Consider the following 21,510-nt stretch of genomic DNA (forward strand, 5'->3'; position numbering starts at 1 on the left):
CCCATGCTAACCCGGCCGCGCATCCGTCCTGAGCCTTGTCCGGATCTGGCGGAGTGCCATGAGCGGGAAGAGCAGCAGTGAGATCATTCCGGCCCCCACCAGTGCCGAGGCAATTCCGCTGGTTATAAGCCCCTGGTCCCGGCCGATGGCGGTCACGGCAACGATGATGGGCAGCCCAGTTGCCCCAAACAGGATCAAAGCCCGCTTCTCGTTGGGCGGGGCGCCTGGCGGAGAGGCGAGCAATGATGGCAGCCCGCGGATGATGAGCAAGAGGGCCACGAACAAGGGGACCAAGGCCAGGGTAGCGGGGCTGGAGGTCAAGGCAGCCAGGTCGAAGTCGATACCGGCGTCGATAAAGAAGATGGGGACCAGGAAACCAAACGCAACGGCGTCGATCTTCGTTTCAACCACTTTGCGGTCCTCCTCCGGAGCCCGGGCCATGACGGTTTTCCAGAGGACGCCGGCGGCGAAAGCGCCGAGCAGCATATCCAGGCCCAACACCATGCTCAGCACTACCAGTGCGCTCAGGATCAGCATGATGGACCGGACCGCGAACTGGCTGCTCGTGTGCAGGGTCCGGGTCACGTGGGCGTGGAACGCGGTGTGGCGTGCGCGGGAAGCGACGAAGACCGCAACGCCGGTAAGGACAACGAAACCCACCAATACCGCCGACGCAAAGCCTACTTGGCGCCCGCTGAAGAACAGTGAGATGGCGATCAGCGGCCCAAACTCGCCGGCTGCCCCGAGGGCTGTTACGGCGATCCCAAGAGGCGAGGCCGAGGTTCCCGTATCGCGAAGGATCGGCAGAATGGCACCCAGCGCAGTGGAGGATAAGGCGATGCCAATGATGACGGCCGCTTCCGGGCCTGGAGCCAGCAGGAGTCCGGCGCCGATGCCTGCGGCGAGGGAGATCACCCAACCCGCTGCTGCGCGGTTGGCAGGCCTGCCCCGGATGGTCGAAAACTCGATCTCGTTTCCGGCGACAAAAAACAGCATGGCAACGCCGAAGTCGGCCAGGGTGTCGGTGAAATGGGTCGACTCGATCCATCCCAGCAGGCTCGGGCCCAACAGGATTCCCAAGCCAATCTCGAAGACCACGATCGGGACCTTGGCTACACGATCCAACAACCGGGCCGCAAGCGGCGCTGCCACGGCGAGCAGGGCTATCAGCACCAATGAAGTGGACAGATCCTGCATGGGCGTCGCCGATGTCACGGCCGGCCGGGCCAATCCTTGCCGGCCCAGGGATCATAGTTGGCTACCAGGGCTTCCTGCGCAGGACGGTGTTCTTCCGGTATGTGTTGGAGGTTGATGCGCACCCGGTACCAAAGGGAACTCGAACCCCGCATCCCGTCAATAAGGACATCCGCAGGGCGTAGCGCGGAGGTGAGGTCGGAATGGCTTGCCTTCCACTGTTCGAGTGCTGCAAGTGCTTCCGGTTTGGTTTTGGTCCTGGCCACCTCAATGAGCGGCATGCTGGACATCCTCCTGCCCGATCCGTCACCGGCCCGCGGCGCCTTCTCTGCCGGCCCGAGCTCCGTGGCCAGTGCGAGAAGGCCGTCCAGTGAACCAGCGGCGTCATCAATGCCCGCGTGGGGATCGCCGGATTCGGCGAAGCGGACCGGAACCGTAAGTACGGTGAACTGTTCAGGTCGGGCGGTCCGCACTTCCTCCCAGCTCAGCGGCGTCGATACCCTGGCATCGGGGAGTGACCGGATCGAATAGGCTGATGCCACGGTGCGGTCCTTGGCGTTTTGGTTGAAGTCGACAAAGACGCTTTCGCCGCGTTCTTCCTTCCACCACCGCGCTGTGGCGAGCCCCGGGGCGCGGTTCTTCACTTCACGCGCCAGCGTTTCTGCAGCCAGCCGAACATCGCGGAAGGACCACTGCGGCGTAATACGCGCCAGGATGTGGAGCCCCCGCGAACCGCTGGTTTTGGGCCACCCCACGAGTCCGACGTCGGCCATTACCTCGCGCGCGACGTAGGCGGTGTCCACGATCTGTGACCAGTCCACCCCCGGCATCGGATCGAGATCGACCCGGAGCTCGTCCGGGTGCTCGAGGTCCTCGGCTCGTACTGGATGCGGGTTCAGGTCAAGGCATCCCAGGTTGACCACCCATGCCAGGCCTGCCGCGTCCCTGATGACGGTTTCTTCAGCGGAGGTGCCTGATGAGTAGTGCAGGGTTGCTGTATCGATGAACTCCGGATGGTTCTCAGGCACGCGCTTTTGAAAGAACGGCTCAGCGTTGATGCCCTTCGGGAAGCGTTTGAGGACCATGGGGCGGCCCCCGGCTCCCCGCAATGCACCGTCAGCGACCGCCAGGTAGTAGCGGACCAGGTCCATCTTGGTCAGCCCGGGCTCGGGGAAAACCACCTTATCCGGATTGGAGATGCGGACTTCGGCGCCGTCGACGTCCAGGATCTCCGCCGGCGTCTTGGAGGGGCTCATGCGGCCACGCTAGCAAGCAACAGCCGTCACAACCAGAGTTGCGATGAAACAAAGTGCATGGCCGCAGCAATCGGGGTGGCCAAAAGGCTCAGACTGGCTTTAAAAATATAAACGGGTATGGTGATTCTAAAGCGAATTCGAAGGGAATGATTGGCTTGTCCGGTAAATCACCGATCAATGCGAAGAAGAAGAAACCCGGGAAAACCATCTTGGAAAAGAGGGCAGAAAAGCGTGCCAAGGCGGAGGGCAACGAGAACCTGTTCGCCAAGCCCAGGAAAAGCCACCGGTAAGGCCGCCGTGCGGGCGGTGACCCCTCAGGGTTGAGGGACTTCGTCGGGCATGCGGTCGACTCACGTTTGTTCAAGGAAAAACATGAGACGACTGCCTGGCAGAAAGTATAAAGATTGAAATGCAGAAGTTTCTTTTTGCGCTTATTGTTCCTGCCCGGCTTCATGAGCCCATCAGGGTTCAGGAAATCGGGGCGGGACTTGCAAATCGGCAGTCACTAGTGGAGGGGAATGTGGAAGTCATTTCAGGGCGTGGCTGGCATGCTTTCCTCAATGACCAGGCTGAGTCCATTCCGTTGCCCCTGAACCACCGGGCTGAAGTCCTGATCCGCGAAGCCGGCACCCCTATCGAGGATCCGGTGAGTGGCAACGCCGTGTTTCTCGGCCAGGGGAGCGACGGCAATGAAACGGATGTCCCGGGACAGTTGCTGTTGCTGGCAGAGCGGTTGTTTGGGGCCCGGTTGGCGGCCTGAAAAGGGTCTGGCCAGTCCGTGCTCCGGCCCTGGGCCGGGACTGACCACGTCCCGGCACTATGATGCGCAGGCTGCCCGGAGGCTGGGCGACTATATTTGGCCATGTCAGCCCACCGCCACAACTGAGGGAGCCTGCACATTATGGCGAAGGAACTTGCCACCCAACTTATCGAACAACTCCAGGCTGCCGGGGTGCAGCGGATCTACGGAATAGTGGGGGACAGCCTCAACCCGATGGTCGATGCAGTCCGCCAAACAGGCGGGTCAAGCAAGGGCGGCATCGACTGGATCCATGTCCGCCACGAGGAAGCTGCCGCCTTTGCTGCTGCTGCCGAGGCCCAGCTCACCGGCAAGCTGGCCGTTTGCGCAGGCTCCTGCGGCCCGGGGAACCTGCATCTGATCAACGGCCTTTACGATGCCAACCGTACCGGCGCACCCGTTTTGGCCATTGCTTCCCACATCCCCAGCAAGCAGATCGGCAGTGGCTTCTTCCAGGAGACCCACCCGGACCGGCTCTTCAACGAATGCTCCGTGTACTCCGAAATGATCAGCACCGCCGAACAGGCGCCGCGGGTCATGCACAGCGCCATCCAGAACGCACTGGGCCTGGGCGGTGTCGCCGTGGTTACCCTGCCGGGGGATATCGCGGGACTCGAGGCCGTCGCGCCTACGCCCCTGCCGGCGACCTTCCGGCCCGCCAGTCTGGTCCCTGATCCAACCAGCGTCCAGGAACTGGCTGGAGCCATCAACGACGCCGGAAAGGTCGCCATTTTCGCCGGCGCGGGCGTCGAAGGCGCGCACAGTGAGCTGATCTCCTTGGCTGAACTGATCAACGCCCCGATTGGCCATTCCTTGCGGGGCAAAGACTTCGTCCAGTACGACAACCCGTTCGACATCGGCATGACCGGACTGCTCGGTTATGGTGCCGCCGCCGAGGGTATCGAAGACGCCGACCTGCTCATCCTGCTGGGTACCGACTTTCCCTATGACCAGTTCCTCCCGGACACCCGGACCGCGCAGGTGGATCGCGCCGCGCAGCGGCTGGGGCGTCGGACCGACGTCGACATCGCAGTCCATGGCGACGTGCTCCCCACTCTGAGAGCCCTCCTGCCGTTGGTACAGCCAAAGAAGAACCGGCGCTTCCTGGACCAGATGCTCAAGAAGCACGATCGGCTCATGAATAAGGCGGTGGGTGCCTACACGCGCAAGGTCGAGAAGAAACAGCCCATCCACCCCGAATACGCGGCGTCCCTGCTCGACCAGGTAGCTGCCGAAGACGCCGTCTTCACCGCCGACACTGGAATGTGCAACGTCTGGACCGCGCGGTACATCAACCCGTTGGGTACCCGTCGGTTGATTGGGTCCTTCCTGCACGGGTCCATGGCGAACGCGTTGCCCCATGCCATCGGTGCGCAGCTGGCCTATCCGGGACGGCAGGTGGTCTCCGTGTCCGGTGACGGCGGCTTGTCCATGCTCCTGGGCGAACTCGTCACTGTGGCCGCGCACCAGTTGCCGGTCAACGTCGTGGTGTTCAACAACTCCACGCTGGGCATGGTCAAGCTCGAAATGCTGGTGGACGGGCTGCCCGACTTCGGTGTGGACGTCCCCGAGGCCAACTACGCGGCCGTGGCCAAGGCCCTGGGCTTCCATGCCGTGCGCGTCACCGACCCTGCTGACATCGAGGCCGCCTACCGGGAGGCGTTCGCGCATCCCGGCCCTTCCTTGGTGGAACTCATCACGGACCCGAACGCACTGTCCATCCCGCCGAAGATTTCGGGTTCGCAGGTCATCGGCTTCGCCACTGCGATGTCCAAGGTGGTGCTGAACCGCGGTGCCGGTGAGGCTGTCAGCATGGCCCGCAGCAACCTGCGGAACATCCCGCGACGCTGACTCAGCGCCCGTAAGCGGCTGCCAGGTAGGGTGCCGTCCGGCTGGTGGTGGAACGCGCGACGGCGGCCGGCGGCCCAGCGGCGATGATGGTGCCGCCGGCGTCGCCGCCGCCCGGTCCCAGGTCGATCACCCAGTCGGCCCCGGCTACGACATCCATCTCGTGTTCGACCACGATGACGGTGTTTCCGGCGTCCACGAGCCGGTGAAGTTGCGCCATCAGGAGCTGTACGTCAGCGGGGTGAAGCCCGGTGGTGGGTTCGTCAAGGATGTACAGGGTGTGCCCTCGCTGGATGCGCTGCAGTTCAGTGGCGAGCTTGATGCGCTGGGCTTCACCACCGGACAGTTCCGTGGCCGGCTGGCCCAAGCGAAGGTAGCCCAGTCCCACCTCCAGCAGTGTTTGCAGGCTGCGGGCGACACCCGGGAGGTCGGACAGGAAGTCGGACGCTGCCTCCACTGTCATGCCCAGGACATCGGCGATGCTTTTGCCGCGGTACTTCACTTCAAGGGTTTCGGGGTTGAACCGGGATCCTTGGCATTCCGGGCAAGGCCCGTAGCTGCCGGGCAGGAACAAAAGCTCCACGGCAACGAATCCCTCGCCCTGGCAGGTTTCACAGCGCCCACCAGCGACGTTGAAGGAGAAGCGGCCAGGGCCGAAGCCGCGGGCACGGGCATCTTCGGTGGCAGCGAACTCCTTCCGCACCCCATCAAACAAGCCGGTGTACGTTGCAAGGTTGGAACGCGGCGTACGGCCGATGGGCTTCTGGTCGACCTTGACGAGGCGGTCCAGCCCATGGAGCCCGGAGACTGACCCCGCACTGTTGGGTACGTCCCGGTCAGCTGTTTCGATGGTCCCCGGATGAAGCGCCGCGTCCACTACCTCTGCCAGGACCTGACTGACCAGGGTGGACTTTCCAGAGCCTGACACACCGGTCACGGCGGTCAGGACGCCCAGCGGGAATCCGGCCTCGAGGTCGCGCAGATTGTGCCGGTTGACGTTGTGAAGCGTCACCCATTCATTCGCTCCCCGGGGTTGGCTGGTGCTCCCTCGACTCCCGGCGGCGGCTGGACCGTCGTCGTTCTTTTGATTCCCCGCACTGCTGGTAGCAGGGAAGAGAAACGGCCGCGTCACTGACTCCTTCACGTCGGCAAGGCCGGCGACTGGGCCGCTGTAAAGAATTTCTCCGCCACCTTCACCCGCGCGCTTACCAACATCAACCAGCCAGTCGGCAGCCCGCACGAATTCCATGTTGTGTTCGACCACAAACACCGAGTTGCCGGAGGCTTTGAGCTGGTCCAGGACATCGAGCAAGGATTCGGCATCTGCGGGGTGCAGCCCCGCCGATGGTTCATCGAGCACATAGACCACCCCAAACAGCCCCGAACGCAGCTGCGTGGCAATCCTCAGCCGCTGCATTTCGCCCGGGGAAAGCGTAGGCGTTTGGCGGCCCAATGCCAGGTATCCGAGGCCAAGGTCGGTCAGTACCGTGAGCCGCTTGAGCAGGTCGCGGGTGATCGCAACGGCTACTTCGGTTGCTTCGCCGGAGGGCTGCTTTCGGGAAGCCGTCCCAGCAGAAGCGAGCTCCGTGGTTGGCCGGATAACGTCGGCCAGTTCGGTCATGGGCAGTGCGTTGAGTTCGGCGATGTTCTTCCCGGCGAAGGTCACGGCCAGCGCCTCCGGCCGGAGCCCGCTGCCGCCGCAGCGTGGGCATGGGCCGCTGACCATGAAGCGCAGCACGCGGTCGCGCATGGTGGTGCTCTTGGAATCAGCCAGGGTGTGCATCACGTAGCTCCGGGCGCTCCAGAACCTGCCTTTGTAGGGTTTGGCGACCCGATCGCGCTGCGGCGTCACTTCGACCACCGGCTGCTCTTCGGTGAACAGGATCCAGTCGCGGTCCTTCTTTGGGAGCTTCCGCCACGGGGTGTCCACGTCGTAGCCCAGATGGGTCAGGATGTCGCGGAGGTTCTTACCTTGCCAGGCGCCGGGCCAGGCCGCGATGGCGCCGTCCCGGATGCTGAGGGTCGGATCGGGGACCAAGGAGGCTTCGGTGACTGTGTGCGCGGTCCCGAGCCCGTGGCACTCGGGACAGGCGCCTGCTGCGGTGTTGGGGGAGAAGGCATCGGAGTCGAGCTGCCCGACGCCGTCGGGGTAGGTCCCGGAACGTGAAAAGAGCATCCGCAGCGAGTTCGACAAGGTGGTCACTGTTCCCACGCTTGAGCGGGTACTGGCGGTACCACGGCGTTGTTGGAGCGCGACGGCGGGTGGCAGCCCGGTGATGGACTCGACCTTGGGATTGTGGCCTTGTTGGATAAGCCGGCGTGCGTAGGGCGCGACGGACTCGAAGTAGCGGCGTTGGGCTTCGGCGAAGATGGTTCCGAAGGCCAGGGAGGATTTCCCGGAACCGGAAACTCCGGTGAAGGCCACGATGGAATCGCGCGGGACGTCCACGTCGATATTGCGGAGGTTGTTCTCGCGGGCCCCGTGGACCCTCACGAAGCCGTCCTCGGCGGGGGACTGCGGTGCAGCAGGGTCGGGTCCGGGCCGTTGGGTCGTCATCAGTTTGCTGTCCATTGACACGACTCTATCGGCGTCCGGCTCCCGCACCGTTTTCCTCAGCGCTGACGACGGCGGCTACCGCACTGATCTCCACCAGCGCACCGGGTACGCCCAGGCCCGCCACGAAAGCTGCCGTCACCAGGGGTGGCTCCTCTGAAGCGAGCTGCGCAGCAATCGCTCCGTAGCCTGCCGAGAGGTCGGCACCTTCAACGAAGAGCACAGTCCACTGGATGACGTCTTCCAGGCCCGCGCCCGCGGCCTCGAGGGCAGTTTTGGCGTTGTGCAGTGCGCGGGCAGACTGGATGGCTGCGTCGCCTTCTCCAACCAGTTTTCCGTCCCGGTCTACGGCGTTCTGACCACCGACGTAGATGGTTGTTGCGCCGGGGGGAACGACGGCGACGTGGCTGAAGGCGGGGCTGTTGACCAACCCGGGTGGGCGGAGGCGCTGAATAGGTGACATGAGGGTATGGTGCCATCCGGCGTCGACGGCCAAAAGGGGGCGCCGCTAATCGGCGGCAGGCCGACGTCGTTGTTGCTTGGTTGCCGACCGTTGTTCCTTGGCAGCCCTGTGGCGTCGTGCGGAACCGCGGGTTGGTTTGGAAGGCCGACGGACGGACTCGGGAACGAGGGCCGTCTCAATGAGGCCGGCCAGTTTGGCAAGGGCGAGCTCTCTGTTGCGAAGCTGGGACCGCTCTTCGGACGCCGTCACGGTGATGACGCCGGAGACGAGCCTGCGACCAAGCCGCTGGAGCAGGAGTTGGCGTTGCTCATCAGTGAGGGCAAGGGACTCCTCGACGTTCCACATCACTTCGGCGCGGGTGTCGGTGGTATTGACGTGCTGCCCGCCCGGGCCCGAGGACCGCGAAAACCGCCAGCTGAGTTCAGCGGCGGGGATTTTCAGCGAGCGCCGGATGTCCAAGTCCATGGATTAAGCGTTGCACGCCCCACGCTAGGATCTTGTCATGGCCGGTTCCCTGGATTTCCTCGGCCCCATTCTTGAGGTGATGACGTGGGTGGGGTTTGTCCCCGGCGTGCCTCTGCTGGTCATCGCGTGGGTTGTTGCGAGGCGCCGCTGCCCCTGGGCGGCGGCCGACGGCGAACAGTTCACCGCCGGGGGATACCTGGGACTCCACTGGGTGGACCAACGCAATGAGGAACAGAAAGTCCTCCTGGACGTCGCCGCAAAAGATGGCAGCCTCACATCACGGTCAGTGGTGGTCCACTACGATATCTGCCACCCCTCCAGATGCTCCCTTCAGCCGCCCAAGTACGACAACACCGTGCTGATTCTTGGCTGGGTCCTTACTGGCATTGGTTTCCTGAGTACTGTCGGTGGACTTCTCCTGGTGATCATCTAGCCGCTGGCCCTTGAACGCCCGATCGGTGCGGAGCTAGCATTTGCGAACGGCAGGTCCGTGCGGCCAAAACCAGGAGATCCAGATGAGCGAATCGTCCGCCACGCTGACAGTGGACTTGATTATTTCCTTGGACGGTTACGCTTCAGCCGAGGGGTGGCCGGGATGGTGGGGGCTGGAGAGCCCGGAGTACCTGGCGTGGCTGGAGGAAGAAGGCAAAAAGGAGTTCACCACTCTGATGGGGGCAAATACCTACAGGGTCATGTCAGGTATGTCCGTACAGGCCGCGGGCCAAGACTCAGGCTTCTCCGAACAAGAAGACGCCGCCCTCACCGGGTTGGCCGCCATGCGCAAAGTCATCTTCTCATCCACCCTGCAGGAGCCCTTGGCGTGGCCCAACTCGGAGCTGGTCAGCGGTGACGCGGTGGAGACCGTGCGAAGGATGAAGGAATCCGGAACCAGGAAGTTGATGACCCTGGGCAGCCTCAGTCTTAGCCGTTCCTTGCTGGCTGCAGGCCTGGTTGACAGGTATCGACTGGTCATTTTCCCCGTCATCACAGGCCGGACGGGACGGGAGCGGATTTACGACGGCTATCCGGATGTCTCCCTTGACATGGTGGGAAGCAGGAGGTTTGAAGGCGGGCTGCAAATGCTCGAGTACGTTCCTACCCTCATCGACGGCCCACGGGCTGGTCGAGTGTGAGGCACCGCACAGGAACAGGATCCGCAGGGTCCTGGTGGACAGCCGGGACTAGGGCTGTTCGGGGAGCAAACTCTTCAAGCAGTCGGCATAGTGGGCCATGGCTTCGGAGAAGGTCAGTAGTTCAAAGCCCGCCCCGCCGTCCTTGGCCTCCCGCCACAATATGGGCTCGCTGCTGCTCCCGTTTGCCATGAGCGTCGCAATACCCCACGGATGGTTGGGATCCGCCACGGTAATCCCAGTGGCATCGAAGGCGTCGCGCAGGACGTAGGTGGTGACGGTCCGCCATGACTGCAGGAACGGTGGCCTTAGCTGCTCAATAAGGTCCTCGTCCTGAATGTTGTAGGCGTCCAATAGACCCTTTGATAGCCCGTCCCACTCTTTGTCGTCTCGGACCATGAGGTGCGCTGCCTCAACATGGGCGATGGTTTCGTTTAACGTCATGGCCAGTTCCCCACACTTCCTGTCGTCGCTCAAGCCCGTTCACTCAGGCCCAGGCGCCCGTGGTCATTGCCACGTCACACCATCATGAAAAGTAAACGGACAGGAGCCCTTCTTGATTCCCGTTGCTGCCGTTGTCGGCCACCACCGGTGGTCAATAAGCAAACTTACTAATAGGCTGGGCGTGGGGGCGTCCCCGAACGAAGAGAGTTGAGGCGAACATGGCAGAAGAGCGCGACATCAGCAAAGTCACGGACATCATCAACGGTGCCAAGATTGGCATGGTGACCACAGTCAATGAACAAGGTGCTTTGGTTAGCCGTCCGCTGGCGGTCCAGGATGTCAAGGACGACGGCGACATGTGGTTCTTCACGGGACTCGGTACGTCACAGGTAGCGCATGTCCGAAATGATCCACGGGTCAACGTGTCCTTCGGAAAGAACACGGAGTGGGTATCTGTTGCCGGAAACGCCGAGGTGGTCACTGACCGGCAGATAATCCGCGACATGTGGAACCAAACAGTTGAAGCGTGGTTCCCGGACGGCCCTGAGACCCCGGAGGTCTGCCTGTTGCGTGTCGACTCTGAGTCTGCCGAGTACTGGACCAGCCCTGGTGGCACGGCTGCGACCGTGCTGCAGTGGGTGAAGTCCAAGGTCACCCACTCGCGGATGAGCGTCGGCGAGAGCGGTACGGTTGACCTGTGAACCGACGTGGTTGATTCGGGGCGGTTTCGGCGCCTCCTGGAGGACGAGAAGCAGCAGAAGCTCGAACTTCTCTCGGCGCTGAGCAGCGACATCACATCGGTGAACCGCGCACGGCAGGACTCGAATGTTGATGACGAGCATGACCCCGAGGGCAGCACCATCGCTTTTGAACTTTCCCAGGCCTCTGCGCTACTGCAGCAGAGCAAGCGTGGACTGGCCCAGATTGACGCCGCTCTTGAGCGCATTGCCGCAGGGAGCTATGGATTGTGCGCCGTGTGTGGTGCGGTAATACCAGAGGGCCGGCTGGAGGCCCGGCCATGGACGCCGTTCTGCGTTAAGCATGCCTCCGGCAGGGCATAGCTCTTTCGAAGAGTGGCCGTTTCGCTTCCTTGGCTGCTCGGGGTTCAGGCTCCGCGTCCGCTAGGTCCCCATCCCCGGCTTGACCGGAACGTACTCGATGCCCTGGTGAACTTTCTTTTGCGGTCCACGGGAGAAGCCCTTGGCATCGAGGTGATTACCCGCCCGGTAGTCCGCCAGGGCTTGGTCGTAGGCCTCGTTGAGTTGCCGGCCGCTGAGGATCTCCTGCGTGCCATCGGTGAAGGTGATCTGTACGTTGATGCCGTTTGGGAAGTGGCGCTTCATGCGGATGAAACCTTGGGGATCCTGCTGTAGTGAAATCAAAGTCGGCCACGCTTTCAGAAGAGGTTTCCCATATCTTCCCGCACGGGACTCTACCGTCGACATTTTAGTTGCAGGTTCAACCAATAAGTTGTACGGTTAACTTGAAGGTTCAAGCTTTGCCTTCCAGTCAAACCCTGAAGGACCCCACATGACCGCCTGCCTGGACATCGCTCCACCCGCTGCATCGCTGCCCAGGGCGACCGTTCGCAGCAACGTCACCGTGCCGCTTCAGTTTCCTGACGGATTCCGGACGCCGGCGGAAGTCTTCACGTTCCACGGCCTGGCTGACGGCAAGGAGCATTTGCTTCTGGCCCTCGGCTCATGGGAGCAATCCCTGCTGGCCCCGGATAGCGAAACAGGTGTTGCTCCTCTGGTGCGCCTTCACAGCGAATGCATGACAGGTGACGTCTTTGGCAGCGAGCGCTGCGACTGTGGTCCACAGCTGCGTGAAGCGGTGGAGGAGATTGCCGCCGTCGGAGGTTTCCTGCTGTACCTTCGACAGGAGGGCCGGGGCATTGGCCTGTATTCCAAACTGGATGCTTACGCGCTCCAGGACAACGGCCTGGATACCTACGAAGCCAATCTGGCTCTTGGCCATGACGAAGACGAACGTGACTACTCCGCCGGAGTCCAGATGCTCCAGGCCATTGGTGCCAGTCGAATCCGGCTCCTCAGCAATAATCCTGACAAGGCAGCACAGCTCTCCGCACTGGGAATCGACATCAGCGAACGAGTGCCCACCGGCGTCCATGTGTCCGAAGCCAACCTGGCGTACCTGGCAGCCAAACGCGACCGGACAGGACATGTGCTGGAATTGCCTGAGCCTGCCTTGGTGCCTGAGCCTGTCCCGGAGGTCCGGAGCCCGGGATTCCACACGGAACCGCCAAGCCCGGGAACTTTGATCTCCCGGGCAGGAGCCCTGGTCCCGCACCTCAGGGCACGCGCATCCGAAACCGAAGAACTCCGTCGTTTGCCCGAAACTACCGTGAATGACCTTCATGAGGCGGGCGTTTTCCGCCTCCTCGCGCCCAAGGGCGTTGGAGGTTACGGGTTTGGCGTTGAGGACTATGCCCGGGTGGTCAGGCAGCTTGCCCGTGGTTGCGCATCAACTGCATGGACCGCCGGGCACCTGATGGAACATGTGTGGATGCTGGCCCGCTGGCCCAAGGAAGTCCAGGACGAAGTCTTTGCCTTTGGCGGCGTTCCCCTGGCGGCAGCGACGGGTGCCCCGGTTGGTGCCGCCATAAAGGTTGCCGGTGGCTACAGCATCTCCGGCCACTGGAGTTTTGCTTCCGGAGTCATGCATTCGGAATGGGCGCTCCTGGCTGTTGACTGCGACGGTGTCCGGCTCCAAGCGCTGGTCCCCGTCGCGGCGCTCGAATTAATCGATGCCTGGCATACTGCAGGGCTGCGGGGGACAGGCAGCAATGACCTGCGCGCGGACCAGCTCTTCGTTCCTGACCACCGGGTTTTGGAATGGGCCACCCTGGTCGCTTCGGACAACCCGGGAAGCTTGGTCCACCCCGACCCCACACTTCACATCCCGATGGCGACGCTGTTGAACCTGGTGGCACCGTCCACCGCTTTGGGTGCCGCAGAGCATGCCCTGGAACTGTTTCAAGAGCAATTGCTGGTGCGGAAGGTCAAGAACACCACGGAGCTGCGCCAAGCGGACTCCGTCCTGGCCCAAGCACGTTTCTCCGAGGCCTTCGGACAGGTTGCCACCGCGAGGATGCATTGGGAGGAGGCCATCCAAATCCTGGCTGCGGTGATCGGACGGTCCGACACGGAGCCCACAGATACTGAGCGGTCGCGGTACCGGCTATCGCTTGCCCTCAGCGGCCAGGCGTCGGAGAGCGCTGTCAGGCTCATCGTCGCGGGTTCGGGCGGCAGTGCCCACCGCTTGTCACATCCCTTGCAGCGCATCCAAAGGGACGTGAATGTCCTGCTGAACCATCCCACGCTCAGCTTCGACCCCATTGTTGAGCAAGCAGGCCGGGGACTGCTGGGCCTGGGGTTCACCGTCAGGTCGTTCTAGGCGTTTCAGGCGCTGGGCCCTCCGGGGTTGGTTCCGCAGCCAAGGTGCTGGCCCGGTCCGCCGCAGCCCCTTGCTTCCTGCTCGCCAGCAGGAAGGGCACCGCAATAAGCTCGATAACGCCGGCCATGGCCAATGAAGCCGGATAACCGTAAAGGTCCGCGCCGCGGCCCAGGAGTGGTTGGATCACCACTCCGCCGCTGGAACCCATCAGCGAATCGAAACTGAGGACGGTGGCCCGCTGTTTCGACGGGATCATGTCATTCACATACGCCTGTCGGACCGGAGTAGCCGCAGAACCCACCACGGCCCACAACGCCAGCAGCACCAGGGCTACCCAGAACACGCGCGTGGACCCCAGCACGAGGAGAATCACGGCACCCGCCAGGCTGGCGAGGATCATCACTGACGTGCGTTTGTGGAACAGTCCCCGGGCGTGCGGGGCCAGCCAGCCGCCCAGAATCTGCGAGCCTGCGACAATCGCGGCGGCCAGGCCCGCGATGGAATAGGCTTTCGGGTCCCCAAAAAGATTGAGAAGGTACGGCTGCAGAGCGTAAAAGACGTAAATTCCGACGCCGGCGCTAAAGGGAGCGGCCAGCATCATGTACCGAACGGGCCGGTTTTTCAGGCCGTTGTCTATCGAGGCCGTCAGTACGGTACGGACAGCCCGCATAGGGCTGGTTGAACGCTCAGGCGAGAAACCGACGTCGTGCATGAGACCGAAGGCCACTGCAAACATGGCAAGCAGCACCCCCACGCGCAAAAGGAAAGGCACGCCCAGGTTGGTGGCTTGGGCAATCACGCCGCCCGCGACGGACCCAAACAGCATTGCGAGGCCCTGGACCATTTGCCCGCGGCCAAGCACGGATTCGAGCCCGCCTTCGTAACCGGAGAATCGCAGTGCGTCCACGAGCCACGCTTCGACGGCTCCGGAAAAGAACGTGAAGCCAAGGCCCAGCAGGACCGAAACTACGGCCCACATCCAAAACGGGGCTGAGAGCTGCCAGAGCACGTAATACAGGTAGGTGGACACGGCCAGGGTCACGGTGCCGAGCAGGAACGATACGCGGCGGCCCCAACCGTCGGCGACCACCCCGGTGGGGACCTCGAAGAGGACCATGCCCGCCGTGAAGAAGGCATTCGCGGCGAAGGCTTCCAGGTTGCTGAGGCCCGCATCAAGCAGGAACAGGGTGTTGATACCCCAGATGAAGGACGCCGCCACGGTATTACCCAGCGTCAGTGTGAGGTACACACGTTGGATCGTTCGTGCGGCGGGATTCATGGTGTCGCCGCTTCCGCCAAGGCGGGGAAGGACCACACGCCCATTCTCGCGCTGATCGCTCCTGTTTGCCAGATCCGGGGGAGGTTTGATGTGCCACTAGGGGTTTGCGTTAGGGGAATGTAGATCTTCGGGGCGTTAAGCGGCAAATGCCGGGGAACCCTGCGTGGGTTCCCCGGCAATTGGCGGTACATCGTTAAGCTTGGTTGCTCACCAGGCCATCTGCAGCGGCACTTACCGTCTGGTGCGCCGAAAGCAAGGGCCTGAAGAACTCGCCGAGTTCGGCCGTTGCGGTCAGTGGCAGGATGTTGGCAACGTATTGGTCGGGGCGGACCACCACGACGACGCCGTCGCGGCTGAGGCCGCGCTGTTCGAAGATGTCGTTTGCCGGGTCGGTTCCGAAGACCTTCTCAAGGTACGTGAGCTCAAACGGTCCCACAGTGGGTTTGAAGACCGCCGGGACGGCGTTGATGTCCACTCCGGTGTGGTCTTGCTGGTAGATCACCTTGACGTCGAACCAGGCGTCGCGGTCAAGGCTCGACGGCGTAGCGGCCAGCGGGGAGTCGGGTGCGGTTTCGAGCCACTCGGCCACGTCCGCGAGCGGGCCGGCGGATCCTGCAGGTGCGGCGTCGGCGAAGACGTAGATCCGCCAGCGTCCGTCGGCTTTTGCGTGGTGTCCAAGGTGCATCGGGTTGGTGTCACAGACACGCTCCACCGGTGCTGATTTGAAACGCTTGCCCACCGGGAAGCCGGTGGCGAGTTCCTGGTGCTTTGCCTCGGCAACGAGCATGGAGGGCGCGTACTGTGTCATGAACCCGGCCGGGAACTCCGCGGTGCTCGTGTAGAACGTTTCCAGCTCCGTAGGGTCCTTGAATTCCTCGGGCTTCTTAGCCATGAGGGTGGACCATTCCTTATCGAAGTCGATCAGGTTCTTCGCTACTACCTGCCGTTCGGCGGAGTAGGTGTCCAGCAGGGACTCCGGGGACCGGCCTTCGAGGACGTGGCCGAGTTTCCAGCCAATGTTGAAGCCGTCCTGCATGGAGACGTTCATGCCTTGCCCGGCCTTGGCGGAGTGGGTGTGGCAAGCATCTCCGGTGATGAACACCCGTGGTGTGCGCGTGCCGCGCTCTTCCGGCAGGACGTCGTCGAACCTGTCCGTGAGCCGGTGACCGACTTCGTAGACGCTGTGCCACGCAACATTGCGGACATCCAGCGTGTAGGGGTGCAGGATGTCGTTGGCCTTGGCGATGATCTGCTCAATGGTGGTCTTGCGGACCGCGCCGTGGTCATCTGCAGCGACCTCACCCAAGTCCACGTACATGCGGAACAGGTGTCCGCCCTCGCGGGGGATCAGGAGGATACTGCCGCCCGAGCCGGACTGGATGGCGCACTTGGTGCGGATGTCGGGGAAGTCCGTGACGGCGAGAACGTCCATGACGCCCCATGCATGGTTGGCCTGATCGCCTGCAAGATGGCAGCCGATGGATTCGCGGACCTTGCTGCGGGCGCCGTCGGCGCCCACGACGTACTTGGCGCGGATCAGCCGTTGCTGGCCTTCGTTCGGACCGGAAGTGTGGCCGAGCGTCACAGTGACTGGGTAGTCGCCTTCGCCTGTGACATTGAGGCCAAGGAACTCGTAACCGTAGTCGGGAACCATTCGGGTGGGGGAGTTGGCCATGAATTCCGCGAAATAGTCCAGCACCCGGGCCTGGTTGACGATCAGGTGCGGGAACTCGCTGATCCCCGCGGGGTCATCCACCGCGCGGGCAGCACGGACGATGCGCGAGTAGTCCGCCGGGTCCGGCTTCCAGAACGCCATCTCGGTGATCCGGTACGCCTCGGCAATGATCCGCTCAGCGAAACCAAACGCCTGGAAGGTCTCCACGCTGCGTGCCTGGATGCCGTCGGCTTGGCCTATCGCAAGCCGACCCGGGCGCCTCTCAATGATGCGCGTAGTGACACCCGGGAACTGGGACAGTTGTGCCGCGGTGAGCATGCCAGCGGGGCCGGTGCCAACAATCAGCACGTCAACTTCGTCGGGAAGCCCGGTTGGTCGATCAAGACCAACGCCGGCTGCCGGCTCGACTCGGGGGTCACCGGATACGTAACCGTGGTGGTGGAACTGCACGGGCTTTCCTCACTTCTTCGTGGGCTGGTGCTTCATGAGTGTTCAGACTTTGTTCGATAATAGAACAGCTTGTTCGATTATCGCTCAGACAATCGTAATGCGGGTCACACACGCGTTCAAGTCCTTTCGGATTTGACCCCGGTTGCACCCCAGTTCCTTCGGAATAGTGGTTGGGCATGTGAGGATCAGGTATGCCTCGACTGATGCTTCTGGACACTGCCTCGTTGTACTTCCGCGCCTTCTATGGGGTGCCGGATTCGATCCGTCGCGCAGACGGAACACCGGTCAATGCGGTACGGGGCCTGATGGACATGATTGCCCGTCTCATCACCGACTATGAAGCAACCCACTTGGTGGCATGTTGGGATAACGACTGGCGACCCAAATGGCGGGTGGGGCTGATTCCCAGCTACAAATCGCACCGTGTCGCGGAGCTCGTCCCGGACGGTCCCGACGTCGAAGTGGTTCCCGACCCGTTGGAGGCACAGATCCCCATGATCCAGCGAGTGCTGGAGCTCGCCGGCATTGCGGTCGTTGGCGCGGATGATCACGAAGCCGACGACGTCGTTGGCACGTACGCCAGTCACGCACAGTTCCCCACCGATGTGGTCACCGGCGACCGCGACCTGTTTCAACTCGTCGACGACGCCCGCGGCGTCAGGGTCATTTACACCGCCCGCGGCATGAAGAACCTTGAGGTGATGACCGACGTCGTTGTTGTGGGCAAGTACCGGGTGCTGCCCCAGCAGTACGCCGACTTCGCGACCCTGCGGGGTGACGCTTCCGACGGGCTGCCCGGCGTGGCCGGAATCGGTGAAAAAACCGCAGCGTCCTTGTTGGGCGAGCACGGTTCGTTGGCTGGCCTGCTGGAGGCTGCCGAGACGCCCGACGGCGGACTGTCGGCTACGGTGCGGGCCAAACTTTCAGCGGCGGCGGACTACCTTAAGGTTGCGCCCGCCGTCGTCAATGTTGTCCGGGACCTGGAGGTTCCTACGCTCGAACAAGCCGGCGCCGAACTGCGGCCAGTAACAGGGGATGCACGCGCTGAACTTGAGCGGCTCGCTACCGAGTGGAACCTGGGTGGCGCTGTGAAGAGGCTCCTGGATGCGTTGGACAAGCTCGGCTGAACCTCGAATTCACAGCGGAATTACAGGTTCACAACAGCGCGGACTGGGGTAGCACCTCCATCGTGTTAAGAGGACGGCACACCTGACCGTCCCTCAGGCACGGACCGAGGCAACACGGTCCATTGAGGAGAGGTATATGTCGAAAACCAAGAAAATCACACTCGGAATCGCGGCGGGAGCCCTGGCCCTTGGCGCGGGGATGGGAGTGACAGGGATGGCGACAGCAGCCACTACCCCGTCGCCGAGTGCCACATCCTCCACGGATGCGGGCACAGCCCCAGCTGATCACGCGGGCAAGCCCGGAGGCCACGGCCATGGACGCGACGGGGGCAAGATCGCCTCCCAGCTCGCAACCAAGCTGGGTGTTGATGAAGCCAAGGTCACCGAAGCCCTCAAGGCTTTCCGCGAGGCCAACAAGCCCGCCACGCCACCTGCTGAAGGATCGGAAGGCACCAAGCCGGACCGGACGGCGCAAGAGGCCGCACTGGCCAAGTCCCTGGCCACGGCATTGGGTGTTGACGAGGCCAAGGTGACCAGCGCGCTGGAGGAGATCCGCACTGCCGGCCAGGCAGAGCGCGCAGCTGCACTGAAGACCAGGCTCGACAAAGCCGTTTCAGACGGAAAGCTCACGCAGGCCGAAGCTGACGCCGTGACCAAGGCTGTCGAAGCCGGGGTCATCGGAGGCGGCGGCGAGCGTTAGGTGCCCGCCCCTCCCTGGCTGGAAGCCAACTGAAAAGGATCCCTCAGGCTTCGGCTTGGGGGATCCTTCGCGTCATGTTTCGGGGAGACACCTAATGCGGCCTGAACTGCTCTGCAACGGGACACTCAAAAGGTTCCCCGGCAAACAGGCCTACACCGTCCAGATACTTCACAACGATCACATAGGAAGCAATCAAACTGGTCTCCGTGTAGGGAATGCCCAGATCATCGCAACACCCCCTGACGATCCCAGAAGCCCGCTGGAGGTAGGGCCGCGGCATGTCGGGGAAAAGGTGATGTTCGATTTGGCGGTTTAATCCGCCCATCAGGGTGTCCATCAACAGGCCGCCGGTGATGTTGCGTGCCGTGAGGACCTGGCGGTTCAGGAAGTCGGCCCTGCTGGTCGGTGGGAGTATGGGCATTCCTTTGTGATTCGGCGCAAAGGAAGCGCCCATGTAGAAACCGAAAACACCCAGTTGTACGCCAAGGAAAGCACATGCCATCCCTAACGGCAGGAGCGAAAAGACCAAGAACGGTACAATCAGCAACCGCAGCACGATGACGGGGATCTCCACCCATCGGTGGTCCACTTTCCCTTGACGCAACAGGTATTTCAACGAATCAATGTGCAAGCTGACACCTAGGAAAAACAAAAGGGGAAACAGCAGCCAGCCTTGTTTGTGGGTGACATGCACCATGACTCCATGCCGGCCGCTTGCCGCCCCGGGGTGGAACGCAATGGCTCCAGTGTGGATGTCCGGATCCTTATCGATGACATTGGGAAAGTTATGGTGCCTTGTGTGCTTCTGCGCCCACATGGAGTAACTGATACCGACAAGTCCTGTGCCGATCAGTCGAGCGGACCACTCGTTCATTCCTTTGGACTTGAACACCTGCCGGTGAGCGGCTTCGTGCGCCAGGAAAGCAAACTGGGTAAGTACCACGCCCATGAACGCTGCGATGAGGAGCTGGAACCACGTATCCCGGAGCAGGAGGAAACCGCTCCACGTTCCGGCCCATGCGATCATCAGGACGATGAAGATGGTGATGTAGAACCCTCTGCGGCGCTGAAGCAGGCCTGCATCGCGGACGGACCTGAGGAGTGCGGAGTACGAGTTGACCGCCCGGGCGGTGGCACCTCGCTCCGGACGGTACTTCTCGGACGAAACTTCTGGTGCCACGGTGCCTCTAGCCAATTACCGGTGGACTGAACACATCGTTTTCCACCGTCTCTTCAGAGTACGCCCCAACCCCGAACAAAGCCCGCGAAAAATCTCGAGGCAGGATGTCGAAATTTCCTCGACCCACTCGACCTATGGACGAGAAAGTCGAGACGACTTTCCACGACACAGGAGATTGAGTGAGATGGCGAAATACTCCGGAGTGATCTTTGCCCGCCGGGTGGAGAGGAAGTCGCGTGTCTCGGTCCGGTTGTCTATGGTTCAACGGTAAGACTTTTGGTCGGCTCAGGGAGTCACTGCCAATACCCCTATCAGCAGTGCCTCCCTTCCTTTCAGGCAAAGAGTGTTAGATGGAAACATCCACTTAAGACAGACACGCAGGAGAAACATGCCTACCGCTTCCGCATTTGCTTCACCCTCGGCCACGGGCGACCTGACCCTGACCACCATCGAACGCCGTGAGGTTGGCCCGAACGACGTCCATATCGACATCAAGTTCGCCGGAATCTGCCACTCGGACATCCACACCGTCCGCGGTGACTGGGGCCCCCAGCAGTACCCGCTGGTCCCGGGTCATGAGATCGCCGGTATCGTCACCGAAGTCGGCTCCGAGGTCACCAAGCATAAGGTGGGCGACCGCGTCGGCGTCGGCTGCATGGTCAATTCCTGCAAGGAGTGCAAGAACTGCCTGGCCGGCGAAGAGCAGTACTGCCTCAAGGGCAACGTGGGCACCTATGGCGCAGTGGACCGCGACGGCACCATCACCCAAGGTGGCTACTCAACCAACGTCGTAGTGAACGAAGACTTTGTTGTCACCATTCCGGAAGGTCTGGACCTCGATGTTGCCGCACCGCTGTTGTGCGCAGGCATCACCACCTTCTCCCCGCTGCACCACTGGGGTGCGGGTCCCGGCAAGAAGGTCGCCATTGTCGGCTTGGGCGGATTGGGCCACATGGGCGTCAAAATCGCCCACGCGATGGGTGCCGAGGTGACCGTCCTGTCGCAGTCGTTGAAAAAGATGGAAGACGGCCTCAAGCTCGGCGCGGACCACTACTACGCCACCAGCGACCCCGCCACCTTCGAGGCGCTTGCAGGCACCTTCGACCTCATCATCAACACTGTCAGCGCTTCCATCGACATCAGCTCCTACCTGCAGCTGTTGACCCTCGATGGAACGTTGGTCAACGTTGGAGCGCCGGCTGAACCGCTGCCGGTGAACGCCTTCGCCCTTATCGGCGGCCGTCGACGGTTCGCCGGTTCCATGATCGGCGGCATCCCGGAGACCCAGGAAATGCTGAACTTCTGCGCCGAGCACAGCCTTGGCGCCGAAATCGAGGTCATTCCCGCGAGCCAGATCAACGAGGCGTACGAGCGAGTCCTGGCCTCCGACGTGCGCTACCGCTTCGTCATAGACACCTCCACCATCGGCTAGGACCCCCGGCGACACCGTCAACACGGCGCCACCAAAAACACGAAAGGCCACGCCTCCTCCCGGAAGCGTGGCCTTTCCCGCGCCCCCAACAGGG

Annotated in this window: 20 protein-coding genes; 10 read left to right on the forward strand and 10 right to left on the reverse strand. The window is 62.5% G+C overall.

From position 1 onward, the window contains the following. Positions 1 to 6 precede the first annotated feature (6 nt). Both QRM57_RS03470 and ligD read right to left on the reverse strand, forming a co-directional pair. On the reverse strand, positions 7 to 1,215 hold the full coding sequence (locus tag QRM57_RS03470; RefSeq protein ID WP_257368203.1) for a cation:proton antiporter: 1,209 nt from the start codon (positions 1,213 to 1,215) through the stop codon (positions 7 to 9). Beyond that, a complete protein-coding gene (gene ligD, locus QRM57_RS03475) occupies positions 1,212 to 2,450 on the reverse strand; it encodes a non-homologous end-joining DNA ligase (protein ID WP_284985610.1) in 1,239 nt (412 codons plus the stop codon). Before ligD ends, QRM57_RS03470 begins: the two co-directional genes overlap by 4 nt. A 409-nt stretch (positions 2,451 to 2,859) precedes the next feature. On the opposite strand from ligD, the gene QRM57_RS03480 reads away from it, so the two are divergent. Together QRM57_RS03480 and QRM57_RS03485 are read left to right on the forward strand one after the other, a co-directional pair. Then, positions 2,860 to 3,210 carry a DUF3846 domain-containing protein gene (locus QRM57_RS03480; RefSeq protein WP_502868614.1) on the forward strand — a complete coding sequence of 117 codons (351 nt, stop codon included), beginning with the start codon at positions 2,860 to 2,862 and terminating at the stop codon, positions 3,208 to 3,210. Between the two features lie 141 nt (positions 3,211 to 3,351). Then, positions 3,352 to 5,100, forward strand: a complete 1,749-nt coding sequence (locus tag QRM57_RS03485) for a pyruvate dehydrogenase (RefSeq protein WP_284985611.1) — start codon at positions 3,352 to 3,354, stop codon at positions 5,098 to 5,100. A 1-nt stretch (position 5,101) separates the two neighbouring features. Here the strand turns inward: QRM57_RS03485 and uvrA are convergent, their stop codons facing one another. The 3 genes from uvrA to arfB are packed head-to-tail and all read right to left on the reverse strand — an operon-like array spanning position 5,102 to position 8,579. Beyond that, positions 5,102 to 7,669 carry an excinuclease ABC subunit UvrA gene (gene uvrA, locus QRM57_RS03490; protein ID WP_502868615.1) on the reverse strand — a complete coding sequence of 856 codons (2,568 nt, stop codon included), beginning with the start codon at positions 7,667 to 7,669 and terminating at the stop codon, positions 5,102 to 5,104. A 10-nt stretch (positions 7,670 to 7,679) separates the two neighbouring features. Beyond that, the gene (locus QRM57_RS03495; protein WP_284985612.1) at positions 7,680 to 8,114 is read right to left on the reverse strand and encodes a RidA family protein; all 435 of its coding nucleotides are present in this window, start codon (positions 8,112 to 8,114) and stop codon (positions 7,680 to 7,682) included. Positions 8,115 to 8,159: 45 nt separating this feature from the next. Next, on the reverse strand, positions 8,160 to 8,579 hold the full coding sequence (arfB, locus tag QRM57_RS03500; protein ID WP_284985613.1) for an alternative ribosome rescue aminoacyl-tRNA hydrolase ArfB: 420 nt from the start codon (positions 8,577 to 8,579) through the stop codon (positions 8,160 to 8,162). A gap of 37 nt (positions 8,580 to 8,616) precedes the next feature. On the opposite strand from arfB, the gene QRM57_RS03505 reads away from it, so the two are divergent. Continuing rightward, the gene (locus QRM57_RS03505) at positions 8,617 to 9,012 is read left to right on the forward strand and encodes a hypothetical protein (protein WP_284985614.1); all 396 of its coding nucleotides are present in this window, start codon (positions 8,617 to 8,619) and stop codon (positions 9,010 to 9,012) included. Positions 9,013 to 9,094: 82 nt separating this feature from the next. After that, positions 9,095 to 9,712: a dihydrofolate reductase family protein gene (locus QRM57_RS03510; protein ID WP_284985615.1), complete on the forward strand. Its 618-nt coding sequence runs from the start codon at positions 9,095 to 9,097 to the stop codon at positions 9,710 to 9,712. A gap of 48 nt (positions 9,713 to 9,760) precedes the next feature. On the opposite strand, the gene QRM57_RS03515 is transcribed toward QRM57_RS03510, so the two are convergent. Next, complete coding sequence (locus tag QRM57_RS03515) at positions 9,761 to 10,153, reverse strand: hypothetical protein (RefSeq protein ID WP_284985616.1); 393 nt, start codon at positions 10,151 to 10,153, stop codon at positions 9,761 to 9,763. A gap of 218 nt (positions 10,154 to 10,371) precedes the next feature. Between QRM57_RS03515 and QRM57_RS03520 the strand changes: the two genes are divergently transcribed. Beyond that, positions 10,372 to 10,854 carry a pyridoxamine 5'-phosphate oxidase family protein gene (locus QRM57_RS03520; protein WP_284985617.1) on the forward strand — a complete coding sequence of 161 codons (483 nt, stop codon included), beginning with the start codon at positions 10,372 to 10,374 and terminating at the stop codon, positions 10,852 to 10,854. Positions 10,855 to 10,860: 6 nt separating this feature from the next. Further along, a complete protein-coding gene (locus QRM57_RS03525; protein ID WP_284985618.1) occupies positions 10,861 to 11,214 on the forward strand; it encodes a TraR/DksA family transcriptional regulator in 354 nt (117 codons plus the stop codon). 60 nt (positions 11,215 to 11,274) lie between these two features. Here the strand turns inward: QRM57_RS03525 and QRM57_RS03530 are convergent, their stop codons facing one another. Next, positions 11,275 to 11,535 (reverse strand): hypothetical protein, encoded by a 261-nt coding sequence (locus QRM57_RS03530; protein WP_257368438.1) that lies wholly within the window; start codon positions 11,533 to 11,535, stop codon positions 11,275 to 11,277. A 148-nt stretch (positions 11,536 to 11,683) separates the two neighbouring features. On the opposite strand from QRM57_RS03530, the gene ribA reads away from it, so the two are divergent. Then, on the forward strand, positions 11,684 to 13,573 hold the full coding sequence (gene ribA, locus QRM57_RS03535) for a GTP cyclohydrolase II RibA (RefSeq protein ID WP_284985619.1): 1,890 nt from the start codon (positions 11,684 to 11,686) through the stop codon (positions 13,571 to 13,573). Here ribA and QRM57_RS03540 read toward each other — a convergent pair. Together QRM57_RS03540 and QRM57_RS03545 are read right to left on the reverse strand one after the other, a co-directional pair. Then, positions 13,560 to 14,852, reverse strand: coding sequence for an MFS transporter (locus QRM57_RS03540; protein ID WP_284985846.1), 1,293 nt, complete (start codon positions 14,850 to 14,852; stop codon positions 13,560 to 13,562). The genes ribA and QRM57_RS03540 overlap by 14 nt on opposite strands. Before the next feature lie 193 nt (positions 14,853 to 15,045). Further along, positions 15,046 to 16,977, reverse strand: a complete 1,932-nt coding sequence (locus QRM57_RS03545; protein ID WP_284985620.1) for an FAD-binding monooxygenase — start codon at positions 16,975 to 16,977, stop codon at positions 15,046 to 15,048. A gap of 191 nt (positions 16,978 to 17,168) precedes the next feature. Between QRM57_RS03545 and QRM57_RS03550 the strand changes: the two genes are divergently transcribed. Both QRM57_RS03550 and QRM57_RS03555 read left to right on the forward strand, forming a co-directional pair. Then, on the forward strand, positions 17,169 to 18,104 hold the full coding sequence (locus tag QRM57_RS03550; protein ID WP_284985621.1) for a 5'-3' exonuclease: 936 nt from the start codon (positions 17,169 to 17,171) through the stop codon (positions 18,102 to 18,104). 136 nt (positions 18,105 to 18,240) lie between these two features. Then, entirely contained in the window at positions 18,241 to 18,804 is a 564-nt protein-coding gene (locus QRM57_RS03555; protein WP_284985622.1) for a Clp protease N-terminal domain-containing protein, read from the forward strand. A gap of 91 nt (positions 18,805 to 18,895) precedes the next feature. Here the strand turns inward: QRM57_RS03555 and QRM57_RS03560 are convergent, their stop codons facing one another. Next, the gene (locus tag QRM57_RS03560) at positions 18,896 to 19,984 is read right to left on the reverse strand and encodes a fatty acid desaturase family protein (RefSeq protein ID WP_284985623.1); all 1,089 of its coding nucleotides are present in this window, start codon (positions 19,982 to 19,984) and stop codon (positions 18,896 to 18,898) included. Positions 19,985 to 20,372: 388 nt separating this feature from the next. On the opposite strand from QRM57_RS03560, the gene QRM57_RS03565 reads away from it, so the two are divergent. After that, on the forward strand, positions 20,373 to 21,416 hold the full coding sequence (locus QRM57_RS03565; protein ID WP_257368187.1) for an NAD(P)-dependent alcohol dehydrogenase: 1,044 nt from the start codon (positions 20,373 to 20,375) through the stop codon (positions 21,414 to 21,416). Positions 21,417 to 21,510 lie beyond the last annotated feature (94 nt).

Origin of the sequence: Arthrobacter sp. fls2-241-R2A-172, from assembly GCF_030208885.1 — a bacterium.
GTDB lineage: Bacteria > Actinomycetota > Actinomycetes > Actinomycetales > Micrococcaceae > Arthrobacter.

Excerpts from the sequence above, each read along its gene's own strand:
- ligD (WP_284985610.1), bottom strand. The coding sequence starts at position 2,450 with ATGAGCCCCTCCAAGACGCCGGCGGAGATCCTGGACGTCGACGGCGCC.
- QRM57_RS03480 (WP_502868614.1), top strand. The coding sequence starts at position 2,860 with ATGCAGAAGTTTCTTTTTGCGCTTATTGTTCCTGCCCGGCTTCATGAG.
- QRM57_RS03485 (WP_284985611.1), top strand. The coding sequence starts at position 3,352 with ATGGCGAAGGAACTTGCCACCCAACTTATCGAACAACTCCAGGCTGCC.
- uvrA (WP_502868615.1), bottom strand. The coding sequence starts at position 7,669 with ATGGACAGCAAACTGATGACGACCCAACGGCCCGGACCCGACCCTGCT.
- QRM57_RS03495 (WP_284985612.1), bottom strand. The coding sequence starts at position 8,114 with ATGTCACCTATTCAGCGCCTCCGCCCACCCGGGTTGGTCAACAGCCCC.
- arfB (WP_284985613.1), bottom strand. The coding sequence starts at position 8,579 with ATGGACTTGGACATCCGGCGCTCGCTGAAAATCCCCGCCGCTGAACTC.
- QRM57_RS03505 (WP_284985614.1), top strand. The coding sequence starts at position 8,617 with ATGGCCGGTTCCCTGGATTTCCTCGGCCCCATTCTTGAGGTGATGACG.
- QRM57_RS03510 (WP_284985615.1), top strand. The coding sequence starts at position 9,095 with ATGAGCGAATCGTCCGCCACGCTGACAGTGGACTTGATTATTTCCTTG.
- QRM57_RS03515 (WP_284985616.1), bottom strand. The coding sequence starts at position 10,153 with ATGACGTTAAACGAAACCATCGCCCATGTTGAGGCAGCGCACCTCATG.
- QRM57_RS03520 (WP_284985617.1), top strand. The coding sequence starts at position 10,372 with ATGGCAGAAGAGCGCGACATCAGCAAAGTCACGGACATCATCAACGGT.
- ribA (WP_284985619.1), top strand. The coding sequence starts at position 11,684 with ATGACCGCCTGCCTGGACATCGCTCCACCCGCTGCATCGCTGCCCAGG.
- QRM57_RS03540 (WP_284985846.1), bottom strand. The coding sequence starts at position 14,852 with ATGAATCCCGCCGCACGAACGATCCAACGTGTGTACCTCACACTGACG.
- QRM57_RS03550 (WP_284985621.1), top strand. The coding sequence starts at position 17,169 with ATGCCTCGACTGATGCTTCTGGACACTGCCTCGTTGTACTTCCGCGCC.
- QRM57_RS03555 (WP_284985622.1), top strand. The coding sequence starts at position 18,241 with ATGTCGAAAACCAAGAAAATCACACTCGGAATCGCGGCGGGAGCCCTG.
- QRM57_RS03565 (WP_257368187.1), top strand. The coding sequence starts at position 20,373 with ATGCCTACCGCTTCCGCATTTGCTTCACCCTCGGCCACGGGCGACCTG.